Annotated in this window: 20 protein-coding genes; 12 read left to right on the top strand and 8 right to left on the bottom strand. The window is 53.9% G+C overall.

The features are described 5' to 3' along the window. Positions 1–144 precede the first annotated feature (144 nt). Entirely contained in the window at positions 145–360 is a 216-nt protein-coding gene (locus tag KNP78_RS05410) for a hypothetical protein (RefSeq protein WP_235420224.1), read from the bottom strand. Between the two features lie 129 nt (positions 361–489). Between KNP78_RS05410 and KNP78_RS05405 the strand changes: the two genes are divergently transcribed. The 5 genes from KNP78_RS05405 (at position 490) to KNP78_RS05385 (ending at position 4,406) form a co-directional block, all read left to right on the top strand. Next, positions 490–723 carry a hypothetical protein gene (locus KNP78_RS05405; protein WP_029594535.1) on the top strand — a complete coding sequence of 78 codons (234 nt, stop codon included), beginning with the start codon at positions 490–492 and terminating at the stop codon, positions 721–723. Further along, entirely contained in the window at positions 720–920 is a 201-nt protein-coding gene (locus tag KNP78_RS05400) for a helix-hairpin-helix domain-containing protein (RefSeq protein ID WP_214796553.1), read from the top strand. Before KNP78_RS05405 ends, KNP78_RS05400 begins: the two co-directional genes overlap by 4 nt. A gap of 155 nt (positions 921–1,075) precedes the next feature. Next, entirely contained in the window at positions 1,076–2,536 is a 1,461-nt protein-coding gene (locus tag KNP78_RS05395) for a UDP-N-acetylmuramoyl-L-alanyl-D-glutamate--2,6-diaminopimelate ligase (RefSeq protein ID WP_214823393.1), read from the top strand. Between the two features lie 245 nt (positions 2,537–2,781). Then, complete coding sequence (locus KNP78_RS05390) at positions 2,782–3,918, top strand: RNA-guided endonuclease TnpB family protein (RefSeq protein ID WP_214823392.1); 1,137 nt, start codon at positions 2,782–2,784, stop codon at positions 3,916–3,918. A 143-nt stretch (positions 3,919–4,061) separates the two neighbouring features. After that, complete coding sequence (locus tag KNP78_RS05385) at positions 4,062–4,406, top strand: YflT domain-containing protein (protein WP_029594538.1); 345 nt, start codon at positions 4,062–4,064, stop codon at positions 4,404–4,406. Between the two features lie 58 nt (positions 4,407–4,464). On the opposite strand, the gene KNP78_RS05380 is transcribed toward KNP78_RS05385, so the two are convergent. Beyond that, the gene (locus KNP78_RS05380; RefSeq protein ID WP_138858656.1) at positions 4,465–5,460 is read right to left on the bottom strand and encodes an MDR family oxidoreductase; all 996 of its coding nucleotides are present in this window, start codon (positions 5,458–5,460) and stop codon (positions 4,465–4,467) included. A gap of 146 nt (positions 5,461–5,606) precedes the next feature. On the opposite strand from KNP78_RS05380, the gene KNP78_RS05375 reads away from it, so the two are divergent. Continuing rightward, positions 5,607–6,038 carry a hypothetical protein gene (locus KNP78_RS05375; RefSeq protein ID WP_034779522.1) on the top strand — a complete coding sequence of 144 codons (432 nt, stop codon included), beginning with the start codon at positions 5,607–5,609 and terminating at the stop codon, positions 6,036–6,038. Between the two features lie 19 nt (positions 6,039–6,057). Here KNP78_RS05375 and KNP78_RS05370 read toward each other — a convergent pair whose 3' ends face one another. The 6 genes from KNP78_RS05370 to mgtE all read right to left on the bottom strand — a co-directional run bounded on the left by KNP78_RS05370 (position 6,058) and on the right by mgtE (position 11,874). Further along, entirely contained in the window at positions 6,058–6,264 is a 207-nt protein-coding gene (locus KNP78_RS05370; protein ID WP_034779520.1) for a hypothetical protein, read from the bottom strand. Between the two features lie 88 nt (positions 6,265–6,352). Beyond that, positions 6,353–7,057: an SDR family NAD(P)-dependent oxidoreductase gene (locus KNP78_RS05365; protein ID WP_214823391.1), complete on the bottom strand. Its 705-nt coding sequence runs from the start codon at positions 7,055–7,057 to the stop codon at positions 6,353–6,355. An 11-nt stretch (positions 7,058–7,068) separates the two neighbouring features. Further along, entirely contained in the window at positions 7,069–7,455 is a 387-nt protein-coding gene (locus KNP78_RS05360) for a GNAT family N-acetyltransferase (protein ID WP_214823390.1), read from the bottom strand. After that, positions 7,455–8,480: a serine hydrolase domain-containing protein gene (locus KNP78_RS05355; protein WP_214823389.1), complete on the bottom strand. Its 1,026-nt coding sequence runs from the start codon at positions 8,478–8,480 to the stop codon at positions 7,455–7,457. Before KNP78_RS05355 ends, KNP78_RS05360 begins: the two co-directional genes overlap by 1 nt. Before the next feature lie 107 nt (positions 8,481–8,587). Next, positions 8,588–10,372: a solute:sodium symporter family transporter gene (locus KNP78_RS05350; protein WP_214823388.1), complete on the bottom strand. Its 1,785-nt coding sequence runs from the start codon at positions 10,370–10,372 to the stop codon at positions 8,588–8,590. A gap of 143 nt (positions 10,373–10,515) precedes the next feature. Then, positions 10,516–11,874 carry a magnesium transporter gene (mgtE, locus tag KNP78_RS05345; protein ID WP_214823387.1) on the bottom strand — a complete coding sequence of 453 codons (1,359 nt, stop codon included), beginning with the start codon at positions 11,872–11,874 and terminating at the stop codon, positions 10,516–10,518. A gap of 342 nt (positions 11,875–12,216) precedes the next feature. Between mgtE and arcA the strand changes: the two genes are divergently transcribed. The 6 genes from arcA (at position 12,217) to KNP78_RS05315 (ending at position 20,343) form a co-directional block, all read left to right on the top strand. Further along, positions 12,217–13,446: an arginine deiminase gene (gene arcA / locus KNP78_RS05340; RefSeq protein ID WP_214753824.1), complete on the top strand. Its 1,230-nt coding sequence runs from the start codon at positions 12,217–12,219 to the stop codon at positions 13,444–13,446. A gap of 16 nt (positions 13,447–13,462) precedes the next feature. After that, a complete protein-coding gene (gene argF / locus KNP78_RS05335; RefSeq protein WP_214753539.1) occupies positions 13,463–14,491 on the top strand; it encodes an ornithine carbamoyltransferase in 1,029 nt (342 codons plus the stop codon). 54 nt (positions 14,492–14,545) lie between these two features. Beyond that, entirely contained in the window at positions 14,546–16,021 is a 1,476-nt protein-coding gene (gene arcD / locus KNP78_RS05330) for an arginine-ornithine antiporter (protein WP_214753541.1), read from the top strand. A 15-nt stretch (positions 16,022–16,036) separates the two neighbouring features. Further along, entirely contained in the window at positions 16,037–16,999 is a 963-nt protein-coding gene (arcC, locus tag KNP78_RS05325) for a carbamate kinase (protein ID WP_214753543.1), read from the top strand. 179 nt (positions 17,000–17,178) lie between these two features. Next, positions 17,179–19,521: a glycoside hydrolase family 31 protein gene (locus KNP78_RS05320; RefSeq protein WP_214753545.1), complete on the top strand. Its 2,343-nt coding sequence runs from the start codon at positions 17,179–17,181 to the stop codon at positions 19,519–19,521. Between the two features lie 132 nt (positions 19,522–19,653). Next, on the top strand, positions 19,654–20,343 hold the full coding sequence (locus tag KNP78_RS05315; RefSeq protein WP_214753547.1) for a Crp/Fnr family transcriptional regulator: 690 nt from the start codon (positions 19,654–19,656) through the stop codon (positions 20,341–20,343). Positions 20,344–20,351: the final 8 nt, after the last annotated feature.

Below are 20,351 nucleotides of genomic sequence, written 5' to 3'. Positions count from 1 at the left end.
ACTCTCTCGTGGTTGGGTTGCGGGCAAATGACGTAACCTTCTTATTTCACTTATAGGGTGAACGTAAACGGTTACTTTCCGATTCGAGCACATTCAAAAACAGCCAATGTTCCGCTGATGAGCGGAATGTTGGCTGTTTTGTAGTTAAAACGACGTATAACAGTGAGGGCATGTCTGGGTGTTCCCACCGGACCGTTTGAACGTTTTCTTACAGTTCGGACACGTGACGGTCTCGGTGTCTTGGCCGAACAGGCTGCCGCGGTTGAATAAGACATTTCGCAAATTTGGCAAGGCTTTGGCGGCATAAATCATGGAGATGAATAGGACGATGGCCAAAACGGCCAACATGACATATGTCATAACGGGCGTACCCCTTTCGCAAAAGATTCATTTCTTCTAGCATACGGCAAATCGCTCGAACGCACACCTCTAGACTGGAATTACGAACAAATGTTCGATATAATAAAGGTAACAAAGGAGGGAGATCAGATGAGGCAAGAGGTCATGCGTTGGATGCGGAACGGACAAGTCGTGGAAATGGTGTATATCGATCGGAACGGGGTCATTTCAAAGCGACGCGTCAAACTGATGAAGCTGCAAGGCGATCGACTTGTCGCGTGGGATATACGCAAGAAGGCCCGTCGGACATTTTGTATGGAACGTGTCCTCGCCTGTCTCCCGACGATCGAACGAGATTCAGGACGAGAGGAGGGAATTGGATGACACCACTTCCGAAATGTTCGGCGCCGGCCGAACGGGCGCTCAAGGCCGCCTATATCGATACGCTCGAACAGTTGGCCACGTATACGAAGCAAGAGATTGCGGCCTTACATGGGGTCGGGCCAAGTGTGCTGCGAATCTTGGAAACCGCGCTTCATGAGCAAGGACTTCGGTTCACCGACAGCGAAACACATTCCTAGTCCCGTCCTGGACTAGGAATTTTTTGGTTGGGCGATTGCATTGCACGTAAAAAGGGAAGTAATATATTTGTCATCTCCATTACAGCCTAATATCTAGTACCATGACGATAAGGTTTGCGAACCTAGCGACACCCATGAGAAAGGAAGTACACAGCATGAGGACGAAACGTTTATCCGCCATTCTAGAAAATGAGATGGATGACATCGAACGCGATCCATGGGTGACCGGAATTGAGACAGATTCCAGAAAGGTCAGTCCAGGGAATTTATTTATCTGTATCCGCGGTTATACGGTGGACGGACATGAATTCGCTGAGGACGCCGTCTCCAAAGGAGCGGTTGCTGTCATCTCGGAATACCCGCTTGATCTTGAGGTGCCGAACCTTGTCGTCGCGGACACGAAGCGGACAGCCGGCGTGGTGGCCAGTGCCTTTTATGACCACCCCTCACATCGGATGCGTATTTACGGTGTCACCGGTACGAATGGCAAAACGACGACCGCGACATTGACATATGATCTATTTCGTCTGTCCGGACGGCCGGTCGGGATTGTCAGTACGATTGGAGCACGTTATAAAGATCAAACATTAAAAACACCAAATACGACGCCGGAAGCCGTCGTCTTACATCGTATTTTGGCCGAGATGGCGGATGCCGGCGTGACCGACTGTGTCGTCGAAGTCTCCTCGCATGCAATGATGGAAGGACGTGTCGAAGGCGTCCGATTTCACGCGGCGGCGTTCACGAACTTGACGCATGACCACTTGGATTACCATCGCTCAATGGACGAGTACGCCCGGGCCAAAGCCCGATTATTCGAACAAGTCGAAACGACAGACGGGGACGCCATTATTTTGAACGCCGAAGACCCGGCCAGTAAAACGATGGCCGCCTTTGCCCCGACCCGTCGACGTATCATGTATAGCACGCATGCGGACGTACCGGCCGATATCCAAGTCATTTGGCATGACCAAACGGTAGTCGTCAAAATGAACGCACTGACGATTGAGGCGCCGGTCCGCTTCATGGGCGCATTCAACGCCGCCAACCTGGCTGCGGCCATCGGTCTCGTCTCGACGTCGGAACTGATGTTGCGCTCCATCATCGCCAACGTGCCAGGACTCACGCTTCCAAAAGGTCGTCTCGAGCGACTTGATACGGAAGATGGCGAGATTTATATCGACTATGCCCATACGCCGGACGGACTCGAAAAATGTTTGTCGACGCTTCAGCAAGGTGAGCGAGAGCTCGTGGTCGTCTTGAGCGCGGCCGGAGACCGAGATCCGACGAAGCGGGCAGAGATGGGTCGAATCGCGAGCCGCTATTCAGACGATTTAATCGTGACGGTACATGACGTGCGGACGGAAGACCCGAGGCACATCATCGATGGATTGCTCGAAGGTGTTGATTCGAACACGCATTACGTGACGTTCGAGGAACGGCGAGATGCTTTGCGCCATGCAGCGCAACAAGCGCTCGTCGGGAAACGGATCGTCGTCGTCGGAAAAGGTCATGACCATGTCGAACGAGTCGGACAAGAGTCGATTCCATTCAACGAATCGGACATTTTGCTCGATGAATTAAAAAAATTAAAAGGCCAAGAACCGGCCGTTTAACGAAACGATGACAATTGTCATCGTTTTTTTACATAATTAAGCGAGAATTCGCCCACCTCTAAGCGTCTCGGGGCATGGCCGGGCGAAAGTGGGTGATGAATCGCCTGCTTGCGAACCCTTCGAATGTCCCTGTGACAAATATAACGAACAAAAGTTCGCGATTCCGTCAGATTTCCTCGTCCCCTCCGTGGGTATCGGAATGAGACGAGCATCATCCTGATACCGGGTGTGAAGGAGGAACGGACATGCTGAAGGGCTACAAATACCGGCTCCATCCGACCGTGGCGCAAGCCGAGTTCCTGGTCAAGACGATTGGCTGCGCCCGCTTCATCTACAACAAGCTGCTCGAGGACCGCATCGCCATCCGCGAGGAGGCGAAGGCGAGCGGCGGGCCGCAGCGGAAACCGCCGACGCCGGCCTCCTACAAGCCGCTGTTCCCGTTCCTGTGCGAGGCGGACAGCCTCGCGCTCGCCAACGCGAAGCTGCACCTCGACGCGGCGTTCGCGAAGTTCTTCGCCGGGACGGCCGGCTTCCCGGTGTTCAAGTCGAGACGGAAGGCGCGCGCGTCCTACACGACGAACAACCAGCACGGCACGGTCCGCATCGAGGGAGACCGCGTCCGGCTCCCGAAGGTCGGGTTCATCCGGTTCACACAGCATCGCGGCTTCGACGGGGAGATCCGGTCGGCGACCGTGTCGATGACGAGGACGGGCACGTTCTTCGTGTCGCTCCTCGTCGAGCAGGCTGACGAGCCGTGGGTCCCGGCCGAGCACAACATCGGGATTGACCTCGGGCTCGTTCACTTCGCCACCATGACGAACGATGCGCTCGTCACGGAGAAAATCGCGAACCCGCGCAACCTGCGACAGGCCGAGGCGCGGCTCAAACGGGCGCAACGCGCGCTCGCCCGCAAGAAGCCCGGCAGCCGGAACCGCGAGAAGGCCCGGCTCCTGTTGGCCAAAAAGCATGAACAGGTACGGAACCGACGCCATGACTTCCTCCACAAGCTGTCGCGACGCATCGTCGACGAGAACCAAGTCGTCGTGGTCGAGACGCTCCGAACGAGGGAGATGATGCAGGACCGCCGCCTGGCGAAGTCGATCGGGGACGCCGGATGGGGCGAGTTCGTCCGACAACTCGAATATAAATGTAAGTTCCACGGGCGGACGCTGATCAAGGCCGACCCGTGGTTCGCCTCGACCCAGGTCTGCTCGAGCTGCGGCGAGAACGGCGGCAGGAAGGACTTACAAACCCGGGAGTGGACGTGTGCCGCGTGCGGCGCGCACCACGACCGCGACGTCAACGCGAGCCTCAACCTGTTGCGCCTCGCTGAGGATATCATGTCTTTAGGGCAGGGACTGCCCGACGAGCTTGGCCCATAACCGTGGCTGTTCAAAGCACGGTCTTCCCAAGAAGCTCCCACTTAAGGTTGCGAAGCAAGCAAGTGGTGAGTAGTTCACTGTGTAAATTTTGCAGAAGAGGGTAATAACTCTTAATGTAACGCTATCGAAGGAGGAGAACAGACATGTCAGTTTTGTACAAAGAGTTTACAAATGATGAAGAAGTTGTGACCGCCATTCAATCGATGAAAGCGAAAGGGATTGAAGACAAGCACATTTATGTCGTCACCCATGACGATGACCGGACCGACCGTGTGGCCGATAACGCCGACGCGAATACGGTATCGGCATCAGACGTCGGCTTAGGGACAGCCGCGAAAAATGTGTTCCGTAAAAAAGGGGACGAGCTTCGAGCCCAATTCGAACAGCTCGGCTTCTCATCGACCGAAGCGGATCAACTCGAGAAAAAATTAGACCAAGGCAAGGTGATTGTCGTCGTCAAAGACGCACCAGCCGGATTCACGTTATAATTCCACCACCATGGAGAATACAGAGACAGGGCTGAATCGATGGATTCAGCCCTGTTTGTTAGTCATGGATCCGAACGACGGTCCGGCCGCTCAGTTCGCCGCGCATCATCGCCTCAGCGTGGCGAGGGACGTCATGCAACGGAATCTCATGAATCATATGGTTGAGCACGTTAGAATCAAGCAGCTCATCCAGTCGTTCCCACGCCTTCAGACGACGTACGATGGGTTGCATGACCGAGTCGATGCCGATTAATTTGACTCCGCGCAAAATAAACGGATAAACAGTTGTTGGAAGGTCGGAACCGCCGACAAGTCCGCAAGCTGCAACGGCACCTTCATAACGCGTTTGACTCAAAATATTCGCAAGAGTGGCCCCGCCAATCGAATCGATTGCCGCGTCAAACCGCTGTCGAGCTAACGGACGAACCGCTCCCTCAAGCTCGTGTCGATCGATGACGGTGTCAACGCCAAGTGCTTGCAAGTAAGGGGAGTCTGTTTTTCCTGTGGATGCGATGACGTGATAGCCAAGTTTATGAAGTAAGATAATCGAAAAACTGCCTACGCCTCCAGTTGCACCTGTAACTAGCACTTCTTCCCCCGGTCGAACGCCAGCGGACTCAAGCGCATCGATAGAAAGCATAGCTGTCAATCCAGGTGTCCCGATCGTGATGGCATCACGCATGTCCATACCTTTAGGCAGTTTTACAAGCCAGTTTCCGGGAACTTGTGCAAATTGACTGAATCCGCCGAAATGTCGTTCGCCGATCCCGAAACCGGTGGCGATGACTTCATCGCCGGCTTTGAAGTCGAGATGATCGGACTCGACGACTTTGCCGACAAATTCACATCCAGGGATGAACGGGTATTGGTTAATAATTTTTCCGGGTTCGGTAAGACCGAGGGCGTCCTTATAATTGAGTGCGGAATAATGAACCTCGACGAGGACGTTACCGTCTTCTTCTTTTGGAAGCGCGTCGAGTTTGACGTCCGTCACCTTGGCGTGAAGATGGTCATCCGTCTTGTCGAGGACGAGTGCTTGAAATGATTCGTTCATGGTCAATTGGCCCCTTTCGCTGATACGTATTCTATTCCTTTGTTATGATTCCCTACCTGCCAAAATATATACACGAATGTTTCGTTCTAACAGGGAGTGGAATGGTACAATGAAAGAGATTCAACTAGAGTGAGGAGGAATGAAGCATGCGGCACGACGACTATGAGTTTGATGAAGAAGTAGAAGAAGGCGAATTGTTTAACGTATACGACATTCTGCCACCGGATGGTACCATTCTTGAGATGGCAACGGCCGAAGAGATGGTACGTGCGGCGGAACTCGAGGCGACACATAATGCGCTCGAGCGAATCCAAGACTCAAACTTTCAGTTGTCAGGGGTAACCTTTAAAGAGTTGCTGGCAGAGTTCGAACGATACGAGCAAGAATCGATGGAATTCTGGACAGGCGTTTATAGCCGATTGCGCATTCCATGGGCATGGACGATTCGAATCGATGTGGCCAACGGTCCGATTCACGTCGTCAATGACCGCGACATCTTTATCGATGAAGCGGACTTCGAAGAGTATGATTTCGAGGAATATGCTGATGATGATTACGAAGAAGAAGACAATCAATGAATCCAAAAACGTCTTTCCCTTATTCGGGGAAAGACGTTTTTTTGCTGTCGAGGAGAGCAACACGGATGCGCGTTACTTCTGTCGCTCCGAACCAAAGCCCGACGCTACATAAGATGGCGACACCGCTCACCATCGCTCCGACAATCGCCGTGTCCCCAATCATCGTGAACGACAATCCGAGACTGAACAAGCCGAAAAATAATAATCCTCCTGCAATCGTCTTCATGACTTAGCCACCCTTTCTCTTTTCATCTGTCTCTAGTGTAGGCGGTTGAGCCTAAAAAGGGTGGCTGAATTTTATACCAGGTGAAAAATCAGTCTAGGTCATACACCGAATACGTCTTGCCATTCTCGAACGGCTCGTCTAGCAAGTGTTTCGCCAAGATGCGGGCGACCGTCTCAGGGGTGCGCAATCGTCCTTCCGTCACATAGGAGCGGAACTGTTCAACGTCACGGAACGCGTCTTCTGACGAGGCCCGAATGCTTTCCTGCATCGCGGTGTCCATGACGCCTGGATTGAACAAGGCGACTTTGTCGTCCGTATCGGTCAATTCAAGGGCGACCGTCTCGGTGAAATGATCGAGCCCGGCTTTCGTCGCACAATAGGCACTCCAGCCCGAGATGGGGCGCTTGGCGGCCCCAGAGGTCACATGGATGAGCGAGACGGGCAAGTCGTATGCGAGCACCGCGTTCGTCAAGAGCATCGGGGCGAGCAAGTTGGCTTGGACGTGAGCGATAAGCTGCGTAGCATCCAATTGACCGGCCCGGTGAATCGGTTCAATCAACGCCGCATTTTGGACGACGAGCAAGGACGTCGCCGTCTCGATGAGCGGCTTCATCTGTCCAATCGCGGCCAGTGTGCTTGTCGGATCAGCTAAGTCGACCTTGACGTGACGGAACGAGGCATCGGTCGCCTGCGTCCGTGAAAAATTGACGACCTCATAATCACGCTTCAATAGTTCCTCGGCGATGGCACGGCCGAGGCCGCGCGATGCACCGGTCACGATGGCTAGTTTCATGACAGTTCCTCCTATTCGTGAATCGTCTTCCGGTACCCGTAAAACGGACGGAAGTTCAGTTTTTCGTAATACGTGTGGGATGAAGCACTCGCGAGCATCTCGAGACGCGTTTCGGGGTAGAGCGCATGGACGTGTGACAACAACTGCTCGCCAATCCCGAGGCGACGGTGCGAGGCCGCGATGAGCAGTTCGCACACGTACAGGCTCACGGTTGTGTCGGTCAACCCACGCAAGTAGGCAATCACCAGTCCTTCTGACTCGACGACATAGGCAACGTTCGATTGCCGCCACGCCTGTTTCGTCAAGTCATGTTGTCGGACGAGTTGACTCCAACCTTCCGCTTCATTCAATGCTTGAATCTGTTCAAAATCGGCTTCTTCATAAGGACGAATGACCATCAACCTTCACCTACTTTCATTTCAATGGCTTTCATGAGGTCGAACGCACCATCTGACTCGTTCGAACAGACGACCGAGACGATGTCTGTGTCCGGATAGTAAGCAGAATGAAAACTGACGCCGGGGTCATAACCCATGACATGATATTTGAAGACGTGTCGCTTCGCATCCAATTGAATCCACAGACCATATCCATAATGTGCGCCTGTTTCGTTCACTGGCACGTGAGGCGTGAGCAACCGTGACGTCATCTCCTCCCCGAGCAGGCGATGAGCGAGCAGGGCGTTCCAAAGTTTGGCCATATCTTGTGCCGTCACGAACGCGCCGCCGTCCGCGCCGCCTTTGACGGGAATCGAATAGTGGTTCGTCCGCCACGAGCCGTCCGCATTGTCGATATACCCGAGCGCCGTGTGCGCCGGTAAGGCATCGAGGGAGAAGTACCCCGAATCGGTCATGTCGGCCGGTTTGAACACGAATCGTTCGATATAGTCCGAGAACGTCAACCCGCTCGCTTGTTCGATGATGAGGCCGAGCAGGATATACCCGGCATTATTGTATTGGAACACGCCCCGTTCTTGTCGCATCGGTTCGTGCTGGAACATCGGGAGAAAGTCACGTAGCTGCCTGATGTGATACATTGGACGCTGTCGCCACAATTCCTCGAAATCGTCCATGACAGACTCGTCGAAATAGTCGGGGATGCCGGACGTGTGGGTGAGCAACTGTTTAACTGTCACGGCTGGGTCAAATCGGGGGAAGTCGATGTCCAAACTCTCGCGGAGTGTCGACGTAAACGCCAATTTTCCTTGTTCGACGAGCTGGCAGATGGCAATCGCTGTGAACAGCTTACAGCCTGAAGCGATGCCGAAGCGGGTCGACGTTTGATTTTCGATTTGTTCGGCCCGATTCGCGTAGCCTTGCTGAAGTTCGAACAGGATGTCGTCTTGTCGCATGACGAGCGCCGACCCAGAAAAATCAGGTTTGATGGGAAGGTCAGTAAAGTGGTCGTCCAAAAGCTTGTTCATCGGGCACCTCCGGAGGATTGTCTAGTGTTTTTAGCATAGCACAAGGCCGATCAATCCCTAACCAGGCAAAAAAATGTCTCCTCTGCCACTGGCAAAGGAGACGCTGTTCATTCACCGATTGCTTCTTCTTCACGCTCGGTGTCTGTCGTATCGAGATTGTTCAAGTATGCCTCATAACGCGGCAACCAGTAGCGATACGATGTCCAGACGAGCCCGCTCGTCGTCGCGACCAAAGCGAGTGTCGCTGGCCAGAACCAGCTCGACACGATCCCGTCCGCATAGGCGAGACCGATTGGTGAGAAGACGAAGTAGACGAACACCATCGAAGCAATCAGGATGATTGACGTCGAGATGGCATGGCGCCAAGGTTTGACGCGACCGAGGTCGATGCGAATCGGATTGATGTGTTGCATCGGACGAACTTTCGCGAACACGAGCATGATGGCCGTCTCGAGGACGAACAAAATCCCGTAAATGTGAATGAAGTTAATGCCGAGGTCGAAGCCGAACCACTGCTCCGTTCCCCAAACGAGGAAGTAATACGTGACGACGTGGAAGCCGATGACGAGTTTCGCGGCGATCGGCGGCACCCGCTTCACGAGCATCCCGATTAAGACGATGACGAGAATCGGGATGTTGAAGAAGCCGGTGAAACGGCGAATCAAGTCCCAAAGGCCGTCCGGTGCATACATCAAGTTTGGAGCGACGAAGAACGAGACGAGCGCGACGAACGTCCCGAACCATTTGCTGACCCGAATCAAGTCTTTGTCTGATGCGTCCGGTTTGAACTTCGGCTTGTAAATATCGAGCACGAATAGCGTAGCGATACTATTCAACAGCGAGTTGAACGAGCTGAACACGGCACCGAGCAAGACGGCGAGGAAAAAGCCCATGAGCCACATCGGCAACAAGTCGGCAATCAAGCTCGGATAAGCGAGGTCGGCCTTGTCGACGTTCGTGCCATACAAATGGAATGCGATAATCCCCGGGAGCAACATGAAGATTGGGACGAGCAACTTCAAATAGCCGGTGAAAAGCACTCCTTTTTGACCTTCGGCCAAGTTCTTCGCCCCGAGTGCCCGTTGAATGACATATTGGTTGAGTGCCCAATAAAATAAGTTCGCAAAAATCATCCCCGTGAAGATGGACAAGAACGGAACGGAATCGTTCTCTGAACCGATCGCGTTTAGTTTCTCCGGATTCTCGGTTGCGATCGTCTTCATCCCATCAACAAGATTGCCGTCACCGAGCGCGATAAAGCCAAGCGTCGGGACGAGGAATCCGATGATAATCAAGCCGATTCCGTTCAACGTGTCAGAAACGGCAACGGCACGGAGTCCTCCGAAAATGGCATACACGGCACCGATAATCCCGATGAACCAAATGACCATCCAGAGTGATTGCTCGAAGCTGATCCCGAGCAGGGCTGGTACGTCAAACAGTTGCAGGACGGCCAAGCCGCCTGAGTAGAGCATCGATGGAATCGTGACGCACATATAGCCGAACAAAAACAACAGGACCGTCAAGCGGCGGACGTCCTCGTCATACCGCTGGCTCAAAAACTCGGGAATCGTTGAAATTCCGATGCCGAGAAAACGTGGAAGTAAGAAGAGGGCCATGATGATGGCGGCGATGCCGGCCGTGACTTCCCATGCCATAGCGGACATATTGCCGGCAAACGATTGGCCGTTCAAGCCGATCAATTGCTCGGCCGACAAGTTGGTCAATAAAAGCGATCCGGCGATGAATAGACCGGTGAGACCACGTCCAGCCAAGAAATAATCGTCGGCACTCTCGACTTTTCCTTTCGTCATGCGGTATGACACGTATGCGACGAGACCCATGAAGAGAGCCCCTGTGATCAATATGTAAACAACTTGTTGAATGGTCAACGAATATCCCTCCCTCAATCTCTTCTTATTTATAAGTACTTTTCATGAATACCCGTCCTAAATCATGATTATTTCCCATTTTCTCTTTTGTAAAAGAACTGTAATAAACATCACGACAAAAAAGACACCTGAGATGTCAGGTGTCAGAAAAAGCGTAGCAACGAAGTCGCGACCGTGAAATAAATGATCAAGCCGAGGTTGTCGACGACCGTCGTGATGAAGGGGCCCGACGCCACGGCCGGATCAAGTTTCAATCGATTGATGAGGAGCGGCACGAGCGTCCCGACGATGGTCGCCACGCTGAGTGACGCAAAGATCGACAGACCGACGATCATCCCGATTAAGGCACTGTCGTACAAAACGGTGATGACCCCAAAGATGACGACCATGCAGGCGAGACCGAGCAAGACGCCCGTCCCGAACTCACGGCGAATCATCTTCAACACGTTCTTTCGATTGATCGTCCCGAGTGCGATTGAACGGACGGCGACGACGAGCGATTGGGTGGCGGCGTTCCCGGCCGAACCCATGACGAGCGGCATGAAGACAGCGAGCAGGACGATCGCTTCGAGTGTATCCTCGAAGCCACCAATCGTCGACGCGGTGATCATCCCGAGAAACATGAGGCTGATAATCCAAGGGGCCCGTTTTATCGCTGCTTCGACCGGTCCCATATTGATGTCGGACGATCCTTTTGTCGCTGACAGCTCCTCAAAGTCCTCGGTCGTCTCCCGTTCGATGACATCCATGACATCGTCGACCGTGATAATTCCGAGCAAGTGGTCCTCGCTGTCGATGACAGGCAAGGCCAATAGATCATATTTTTGAACGGTCCGCGCCAAGTCCTCTTGGTCGGCGAGGACGTGGGCCGATACGACGCGTCGGCCCATGATATCCGCAATTTGCACATCGAGCGGGGAGACGATCAAATCGCGTAGCGAGACGACGCCGACGAGCCGGCGATCGGTGTCGATGACATACAGGTAATAGATCGTCTCGGCTTCCGGTCCAAGTTCGCGCAAGTCTTCGAGCGTCGCACCGACGGTCTTGTCCGCTTTCAACACGATAAACTCGGTCGTCATGATGGCGCCGGCCGTATCATCCGGATAGCGCATTAAGTCTTTGACTTCGGTCGCCTCGGTCTCGTCCATCAACTCGAACAGTTCGTTCATGAAATCGTCCGGGAGCTCGGTCATCAAGTCGGCGGCGTTATCCGAGAACATGTCGTTCAACACGCGTACGGCGAACGGACGTGGCATCTCTTGGATGAACTGTTCTTGTTCATCGAGTTCGAGCTTTTCAAATAGGTCGGTGAACGCTTCCGGGGACAAGGCATCGTAGACGAACTGGCGACCCGGTTGCTCGAGCTCAATGAAGAGGTCGGCTTGTTCGCCCGGATGGAGTGTGAGAAACACGTCGCGGAAATCGACCGGGTCCCCTTTTTGGATGAGCGCTGTCACTTGGGCTTCATGACGGGCGCGTTCTGTACGTTCGATTGCCATCGACTCACTTCCTTTTCACATCATTTGTCTATATTATGTCACGACTTTAGTCGGGCTCAAACAAAATCAAAAAAATGTTATGAATTTTTTTCACAATCTATGCAGTGTGTATACGTCTCTCTCCTCCGATTTGAGGGGACGCACCGTTTCTCGAGTGGTTGTTCATTCATGCCACGTCATCATCTATGCACTTTAGTGTGGAATCCACCACAGTCCAAACGTCGGACTTGCCCAACTCGGAATTGGGTAAGTTGATAATGTAAGGGTAGAAACACACCCGAATCACAAGGAGGAAGCGAGATGATATCGATGACGGATCAACAAACCGCACGGGATACAACGCTGAAACATCCGATCCACGTGTATTCAGAAATTGGTGAACTTAGGACGGTACTATTGAAACGACCAGGGCGTGAACTCGAAAATTTGACCCCAGAATATTTGGAACGACTCTTGTTCGACGACATTCCTCATCTTCCGGTCATTCAAAAAGAACATGACTACTTTGCGAGCGTGCTCCAAAATCGTGGCGTCGAAGTACTCTATCTAGAAAATTTGATGGCCGAAACGTTATCACTGCCAGGGGTGCGCGAACGATTCGTCGCCGATATCTTGGCGGAGTCAAAATCGAATATCAACGGCTCGTACGAGACACTTAAAGAATATTTGCTCGCCTACGACAACGAAAAATTGATTGAAACCGTTATGGCCGGCATTCGCAAGTCTGAGATTAAGCCAGAGAAACGGCGCCACTTGCACGAGATGATTGAGGACACATACCCGTTCTATCTCGACCCGATGCCGAACTTATATTTCACTCGTGACCCATCGGCAGCCATCGGGAACGGGCTATCCATCAACCGGATGAAAGAGCCGGCTCGCCGCCGCGAATCGTTGTTCACGCAATATATTATGCGCTATCATCCGCGATTCGCGAAACACGACATCCCGATCTGGTCGGACCGCGACTACCGCTTCGCGATGGAAGGTGGAGATGAACTCGTTCTCTCGAAAGAAGTCGTCGCCATCGGGATTTCCGAGCGGACGACGGCCCAAGGGATTGAACGGGTCGCTCTCAACTTGTTGAAAAACGGCGGCACGTTCAAGAAAGTCATCGCCATCGAGATTCCGAAGTCGCGCGCGTTCATGCACCTCGATACGGTCTTCACGATGGTCGACCATGACAAGTTCACGATTCACCCGTTCATCCAAGGGCCAGGAGGCAAGATGAACATCTTTGAACTGTCGTTGAACGCCGAGGGTGAACTTCACATCACCCAGCATACGGATCTGTTGAACGTGTTGAAAGCCGCACTCGGTCTCGATGAGATCGTCTTGATCCCATGTGGGGGCGGAGACCCGATCGCCGCTGCCCGCGAACAATGGAACGATGGGTCGAACACACTCGCGATCGCTCCAGGCGTCGTCGTCACGTACGACCGTAACTACGTCTCGAACGAGTTGCTTCGCTCAGAAGGCGTCGAAGTCATCGAGATCATGTCGAGTGAATTGTCGCGTGGCCGTGGGGGCCCACGCTGCATGAGCTGTCCGATTATCCGCAAAGACATTTAACGAGGAGGAAACGAGCATGTCTACAACGTACAACTTTGATTTGAAAGGCCGTCATTTTCTATCATTGAACGATTTTTCAGGGGATGAGTTGAACTATTTGATCGATTTATCGGCCGCCTTCAAACGTCAAAAGAAACAAGGCGTCCCGCATCGAATCTGTGAAGGAAAGAATGTGGCGCTGTTGTTTGAGAAACCTTCGACGCGGACGCGTTGTGCGTTCACTGTGGCGGCCATCGATCTAGGCATGCATCCGGAATACCTCGGGAAATCGGATATCCAGTTTGGCAAAAAAGAATCGGTGCGCGACACGGCGATCGTGCTCGGGCGTATGTTTGACGGCATCCAATTCCGCGGCTTCGCCCATGACACGGTCGAAGGGCTGGCCAAAGACGCCGGTGTCCCGGTATGGAACGGGTTGACGGATTTGTATCATCCAACGCAAATCTTGGCCGACTTCTTGACCGTCAAAGAACAGAAAGGCGAGCTGTCTGGCATCCGCTTCGTCTACGTTGGTGACGGGCGCAACAATATGGGTAACACGCTCCTCATCGGTGGTGCCAAAGTCGGGATGGACATGCGTATCTGTGCGCCGAAATCGCTTTGGCCGTCGGATGAAGTCGTCGATTTTGCCCGCTCGGTCGCTGCCGAGACAGGGGCGAAGATCACGTTGACCGAAAGCATCGACGAAGCGGTCGCCGACGCCGACGTCATCTACACGGACGTCTGGGTGTCGATGGGCGAAGAGGCCGAGTTCGCCGAGCGCATCAAACTGCTTCACCCATATCAAGTGAACATGGACATGCTCACGAAGACGAATAATCCGGACGTCATGTTCCTCCACTGTCTGCCTGCCTTCCACGACTTGGAGACCGAAGTCGGCCGGGCGATCCATGCGGAGTACGGGTTGAGCGAGATGGAAGTCACGGATGAAGTGTTCCGGAGCCGTCACTCCTTCGTCTTTGACGAAGCCGAGAACCGGATGCATACGATTAAAGCGGTGATGGCCGCGACGCTCACCGACACGAACGAATGGCTTGAACGCTGACGGATGGGAGGGGATCTCCCCTCCGGCCCGTACTAAACGAAAGGGATGAGTTCAATGTCTACGAAAATAGCGCATGACTCAAGTGGAACGGCTGGCGTGCAACCAGAGAAGAAAGATCGACGTTTAGGGCTCGGGGCGCTGACGGCACTCGTCGTCGGTTCAATGATCGGCGGCGGCGCCTTCAACTTGGCGGCCGACTTGGCCCAAGGTGCGAACGCGGGAGCGATTTTGATTGGGTGGGTCATCACCGGAATCGGGATTATCGCCCTCGGACTCAGTTTTCAAAATTTGACGATGCGTCGTCCGGATCTCGATGGTGGTGTGTACAGTTATGCCCGTGCCGGCTTCGGTCAGTTTGTCGGGTTCAACTCGGCGTGGGGCTACTGGCTATCCGCGTGGCTCGGCAACGTCGCCTATGCGACGCTTCTGTTCAGTTCGGTCGGCTATTTCTTCCCAATCTTTGAAGGCGGTCAAAACATCGCTTCGATCATTGGTGCCTCGATTATGCTATGGCTCGTGCATTCGTTGATTTTACGTGGTATCCACGAAGCGTCGATGATCAACATCATCACGACGATTGCCAAACTCGTACCGATTTTTGCTTTCATCACCATCACCTTATTCTTCTTCAACCTCGATAATTTCACGTTCGATTTCTGGGGACAGGGTGGTTTCTCATGGGGTAGTGTGAGAGACCAGGTCGTCTCGACGATGCTCGTCACACTATGGGTGTTCATCGGGGTCGAAGGGGCGGTCGTCTTATCTGGACGGGCCCGCAAGCGCTCGGACGTCGGGAAAGCGACGGTCATCGGATTGCTCGGGACGCTCATCATCTATCTGCTCATCTCGGTCATGTCGCTCGGTCTCATGAATCCAGAGAACGTGGCGAACGCCTCGCAACCGGCGATGGCGTACTTGCTCGAGTCAGCGGTCGGACCGTGGGGCGCGATGCTCATCAATGGCGGTCTCGTCATATCAGTTCTCGGAGCATGGCTCGGCTGGACGTTGCTCGCCGCTGAGATCCCATTCGTAGCCGGGAAAGACGGCGTGTTCCCGAAATGGTTCACGAAAGAGAACAAAAACAATGCGCCGGCCAACGCGCTTTGGCTCACGAACGGGTTGATCCAGCTGTTCCTCTTCACGTTCCTGTTCTCGGATGCGGCGTATAATTTCGCGTTCTCGCTCGCCTCGAGCGCCATCTTGATCCCGTACGTCTTCTCGGCCTTCTATCAAGTCAAAGTCGCGAAGAACGGCATCGGCTACAATGCCGGTGAACGTCGGACCCGCGACCTCATCATCGGAGCCGTCGCCTCGATTTACGGGATTTGGCTCATCTATGCGGCCGGAATCGACTATCTGCTCTTGACGACGTTACTGTACGCACCAGGTACGTTGCTCTACATCAAGGCGCAACGTGAGAACGGCATCAAGACGTTGACGAAGACGGAGTGGATCGTGGCCGGTGTCTTGACCGCGCTCGCCATCTTGGCCGTCGTGCGCATCGTCTCAGGAAATATCTCAGTCTTTTGATCGGGGGAAACCAATATGCGGAATAAACGAGTAGTCATCGCACTAGGTGGAAATGCGATTCAACAAGGTAAAGATGCGACGGCCGAGGCTCAAATTCGAGCCGTTGAGGCGACGGCGGAATCACTGGCCGCGCTTGTCGCCGAAGGGATTGAGGTCATCATCACCCATGGCAACGGGCCGCAAGTCGGAAATTTGATGTTGCAGCAGGCTGCGTCGGACAGTCCGGCGACGCCGGCCTTGCCGCTCGACGTTTGCGGGGCGATGACACAAGGGATGATTGGCTATTGGTTCGAGAACGCCCTCACGAAAGCACTGAGATCTCGTGGTTTGGAACGTTCGGTCGCACCGATCGTCACGCGGTCGGTCGTCGACCCGAACGATAGTGCCTTCAGTCACCCGACGAAGCCGATTGGTCCTTTCTATGACGAGGCGGAAGCGCAGCAGCTTGAACGGACGACCGGTTATGTGTTCAAAGAAGACGCCGGTCGCGGCTATCGCCGCGTGGTCCCGAGCCCGTTTCCAGTGGCGATTCTTGAGCACGCGGTCATCCGTGACCTCGTCGCCCATGAGCACATCGTCGTCGCCTCTGGCGGCGGGGGGATTCCTGTCATCGATACAGCCGATGGCTATATCGGCGTCGAGGCGGTCATCGATAAAGATTTTGCCGCTGCGAAACTCGCCGATCTCGTCGACGCCGACATGCTCCTCATCTTGACGGCCGTCGAGCACGTGTTCGTCGATTTCGGGACACCGTCGGCCCGGGCGCTCGAGGAGACTACGAAAGAACAACTCGAGACGTTTATCGCCGAAGGCCAGTTCGCACCGGGCAGCATGTTGCCGAAAGTTCGGGCCGCCCTTCAATTCGCCGAATCAGGACACGACCGGGTTGCCGTCATCACGTCGCTCGAACAAGCCCTTGCGGCGGTCCGAGGTGAGGTCGGGACGCGCGTCCGACTCGCCGCGACGCTCCAACAATAAGCTCAACGCCACAGACATCAGCGTCTGTGGCTTTTTTCCTGAATTGGCTGCTCGTCGTTTTTTATGGTCCGACATGGGGAAGGAATGTTGTATGTCGATTTAGACATTGCTATCATTTTGAGTGTAAACGTTTGCACAATTAAGAAGGGGAGTGACGAAGAGCGGCAACGCTCGATCTTATGCGTCTATTTGAAGAGGAGAACGTCTATACGCAACAAATGAAACCGCAGGCAGATGATCGGGCAATCGTCCAAGGGAGCTGCTATCGCTTCACGGTACTGACGAGCCAACTGATTCGGATGGAGTATGCCGAGGATGGGGTGTTCGAAGACCGGCCGACCCAAGTCGTCTTTAACCGGGCGTTCGCAGTCCCAGAGTTTCGCGTGATTGAGAATGAGACGGAATTGCAAATCATCACGGAGCACGTCCACCTCTACTACACGAAAGGGCCGTTCGCGCCGAACACGCTTTACGTCGACGTGAAAGGGAACTTCAGTACGTATTATAGCCGCTATACGTTTAACGGACCGGAGCGGACGTTGAAAGGGACGGCGCGAACGCTCGACCATGTCGACGGGGCGACCGAACTCGGTGAAGGCATCGCCTCGAAACAAGGGTATGCCGTCATCGATGACTCTGATTCGTTCATCATGACCGAGGACCGTTTCGTCGAACCGCGGCGTAAACATATCCATGACTTGTACTACTTCGGGTATGGGCATGAGTATAAGCGCGCACTCCGTGACTTCTATCAATTGACCGGCCCGACGCCGCTGTTGCCACGAAAAGCGCTCGGCAACTGGTGGAGCCGCTATTGGCGCTACGACGAGACGGAATATAAAGAACTCATGCGTCGGTTTAAGACAGAGGACATCCCGTTCTCGGTCAGCGTCATCGACATGGATTGGCACGTCACCGACGTCCCGGAAGAATACGGGAGCGGATGGACGGGTTATTCATGGAATAAGAACTTGTTCCCGGACCCGAAAGGATTCTTGACGTGGCTCAAGCAAGAAGGGTTGCTCGTCACGTTGAACTTGCATCCGGCGGATGGCGTGCGTGCGTTCGAAGACCAATATGTGGCGATGGCCGAGGCGATGGGCATCGATCCGTCCCAAGGCGACCGCATCCCGTTCGACTTTTCCGATAAACGCTTCATTCAAGCCTATTTCGAGCAGATGCATCATCCGCATGAAGACGACGGCGTCGATTTCTGGTGGATCGACTGGCAACAAGGCTCGACGTCGAAAATGGAAGGGCTCGACCCGCTCTGGATGCTGAACCACTATCATGCGGCCGACATCGCCCGGGATGGCGATCGACCAATCATCTTCTCCCGTTATTCGGGCCCGGGCAGTCACCGCTATCCGGTCGGTTTCTCGGGAGACACGTTGATTTCGTGGGCGTCGCTTGCGTTCCAGCCGTACTTTACGGCGACCGCTTCCAATATCGGCTATGGTTGGTGGAGTCACGATATCGGTGGCCATTACCGAGGCTCAAAAGACGATGAGCTCGCCGCACGTTGGGTCGCGTTCGGTGTGTTCAGTCCGATCATGCGCCTGCACTCGACGTTCAGTACGTTCAACGGGAAAGAGCCGTGGCGCTTCGGTCTCGAGGCGGAGCGGTCGATGAAGACGTTCTTGCGTCTGCGCCATCAATTGATCCCGTACATCTATACGATGAACTGGCGGAACCACGCGGGTGCCTTGCCGCTCATCTTACCAATGTATTATGAACATCCGGACGAGGACGCGGCGTATGAAGTACCGAACGAATACTACTTCGGCAGTGAACTCATCATCTCTCCGATCGTCGAGCCGATGAATAAACAGCTCCACGTCGCAGCGACGAACGTCTGGTTACCAAAAGGTGACTGGTTCGATTTCTTTACCGGTCATCGCTATGCGGGAGAGAAGTCGGTTCGGGTGTTCCGGGGACTTGACGAACAAGCAGTGTTCGCGAAAGCAGGGGCAATCATCCCGATGGCACGGCATTACTCGGGCCGTAACGATACGGATAACCCGGGCGAATTGGAAGTTCTTGTCTTCCCGGGCGCGTCGAATACGTTCACGCTCTATGAAGACAACGGGTCGGACCGTGACTATGAGACGGGTGCTTACGCTGAGACGACGTTCACGCTTGATTGGGAGGAACGGAAGCTCCACATTCACGTTACAGGTGACCGGACCGTCTTGCCGTCTGACCGTAACGTCACGTTACTCCTCCGAGGCGTGACCGGTTCTGGTGAATACAATCGAGAGACCCAGACACTGCGCCTCGAACTCGGTCCGATTGATGAAGAGATGACGGTGTCTCTCCCGGTCGAATTGACGGCGAACGATCACCGGCTCGATCGTTTGTATCGTTTCTTGGACCGCGCCGAGATTTCTTATGATTTAAAAGACAAGTTGTATCGATCGGCGGCAGCGAAGACGCGGCTCGAGGCATGGCTGTTCGATTTGCACGCGCTTGAACTCGACCGTGACCTGCAAGATGCGATCATGGAGTTGATGCTCGATTGAATAACGTGCTGTGACGAAGAGGGTGAAAGCCCCTCTTTTTTTTTTGTCAGAAAATCGTTGGATTTTGTAAGCGTTTTCAAATTGAATCCAACTATACTAAAAGGAGAGGCAAGATAGATTGGAGGGTTCAACATGAAACCGAAATGGACCGTAGACGACTTGCGGCAACTCGATGTATTCACCAAATGTACCGCCCGTGAGCTCGAGGCACTGTTGCCCCATGTCTATTGTCGAACGTACCGGAAAGGACAGCTCTTATTCATGGAAGGCGATCCTCGGGAGCGCGTCTACTTTTTAATCAGCGGTTACGTGAAGCTCGAGCGCAACAACGAGACGGCGACCCATCAATATACGGACTACTTGAAACCGAAGCAACTGTTCCCGTATCGTGGCTTGATGACGGAACCGTATTATCAACATTCGGCGGAGGCGTTGACCGATATCGAGGTCATCTATATGCCGACGGACCGATTCGAACAACTCGTCTCTCGGAACGCGTCGATGTTACTCCATATCGTCGGACAGATGAATCGGATTCTCGACTTGCACGAACGACGGGTGCAGGATATCATCACTCCGAGTGCGACCGAACGCGTGCTCAACACGATCCATTACTTGATTGAAGACCTCGGGGAACCGGAAGCAGAGGGGGTTCGCGTCCGGTGTCCGTTCACGACGATTGAAATCTCACGCTTATCCGGTACGTCACGGGAGACCGTGTCGAACATCTTATCGCGCTTACGAAAAGAAGAGGTGCTTCACTTCGATGCGCGTGAATTGATGATTGGCCATCCCGAATACTTTGAACAGACGACGGTATGACGCCACGT

The organism is Exiguobacterium sp. s28 (assembly GCF_018618135.1).
GTDB classification, from domain to species: domain Bacteria; phylum Bacillota; class Bacilli; order Exiguobacteriales; family Exiguobacteriaceae; genus Exiguobacterium; species Exiguobacterium mexicanum_A.
This window is presented reverse-complemented; position numbering and strand designations above follow the sequence as displayed.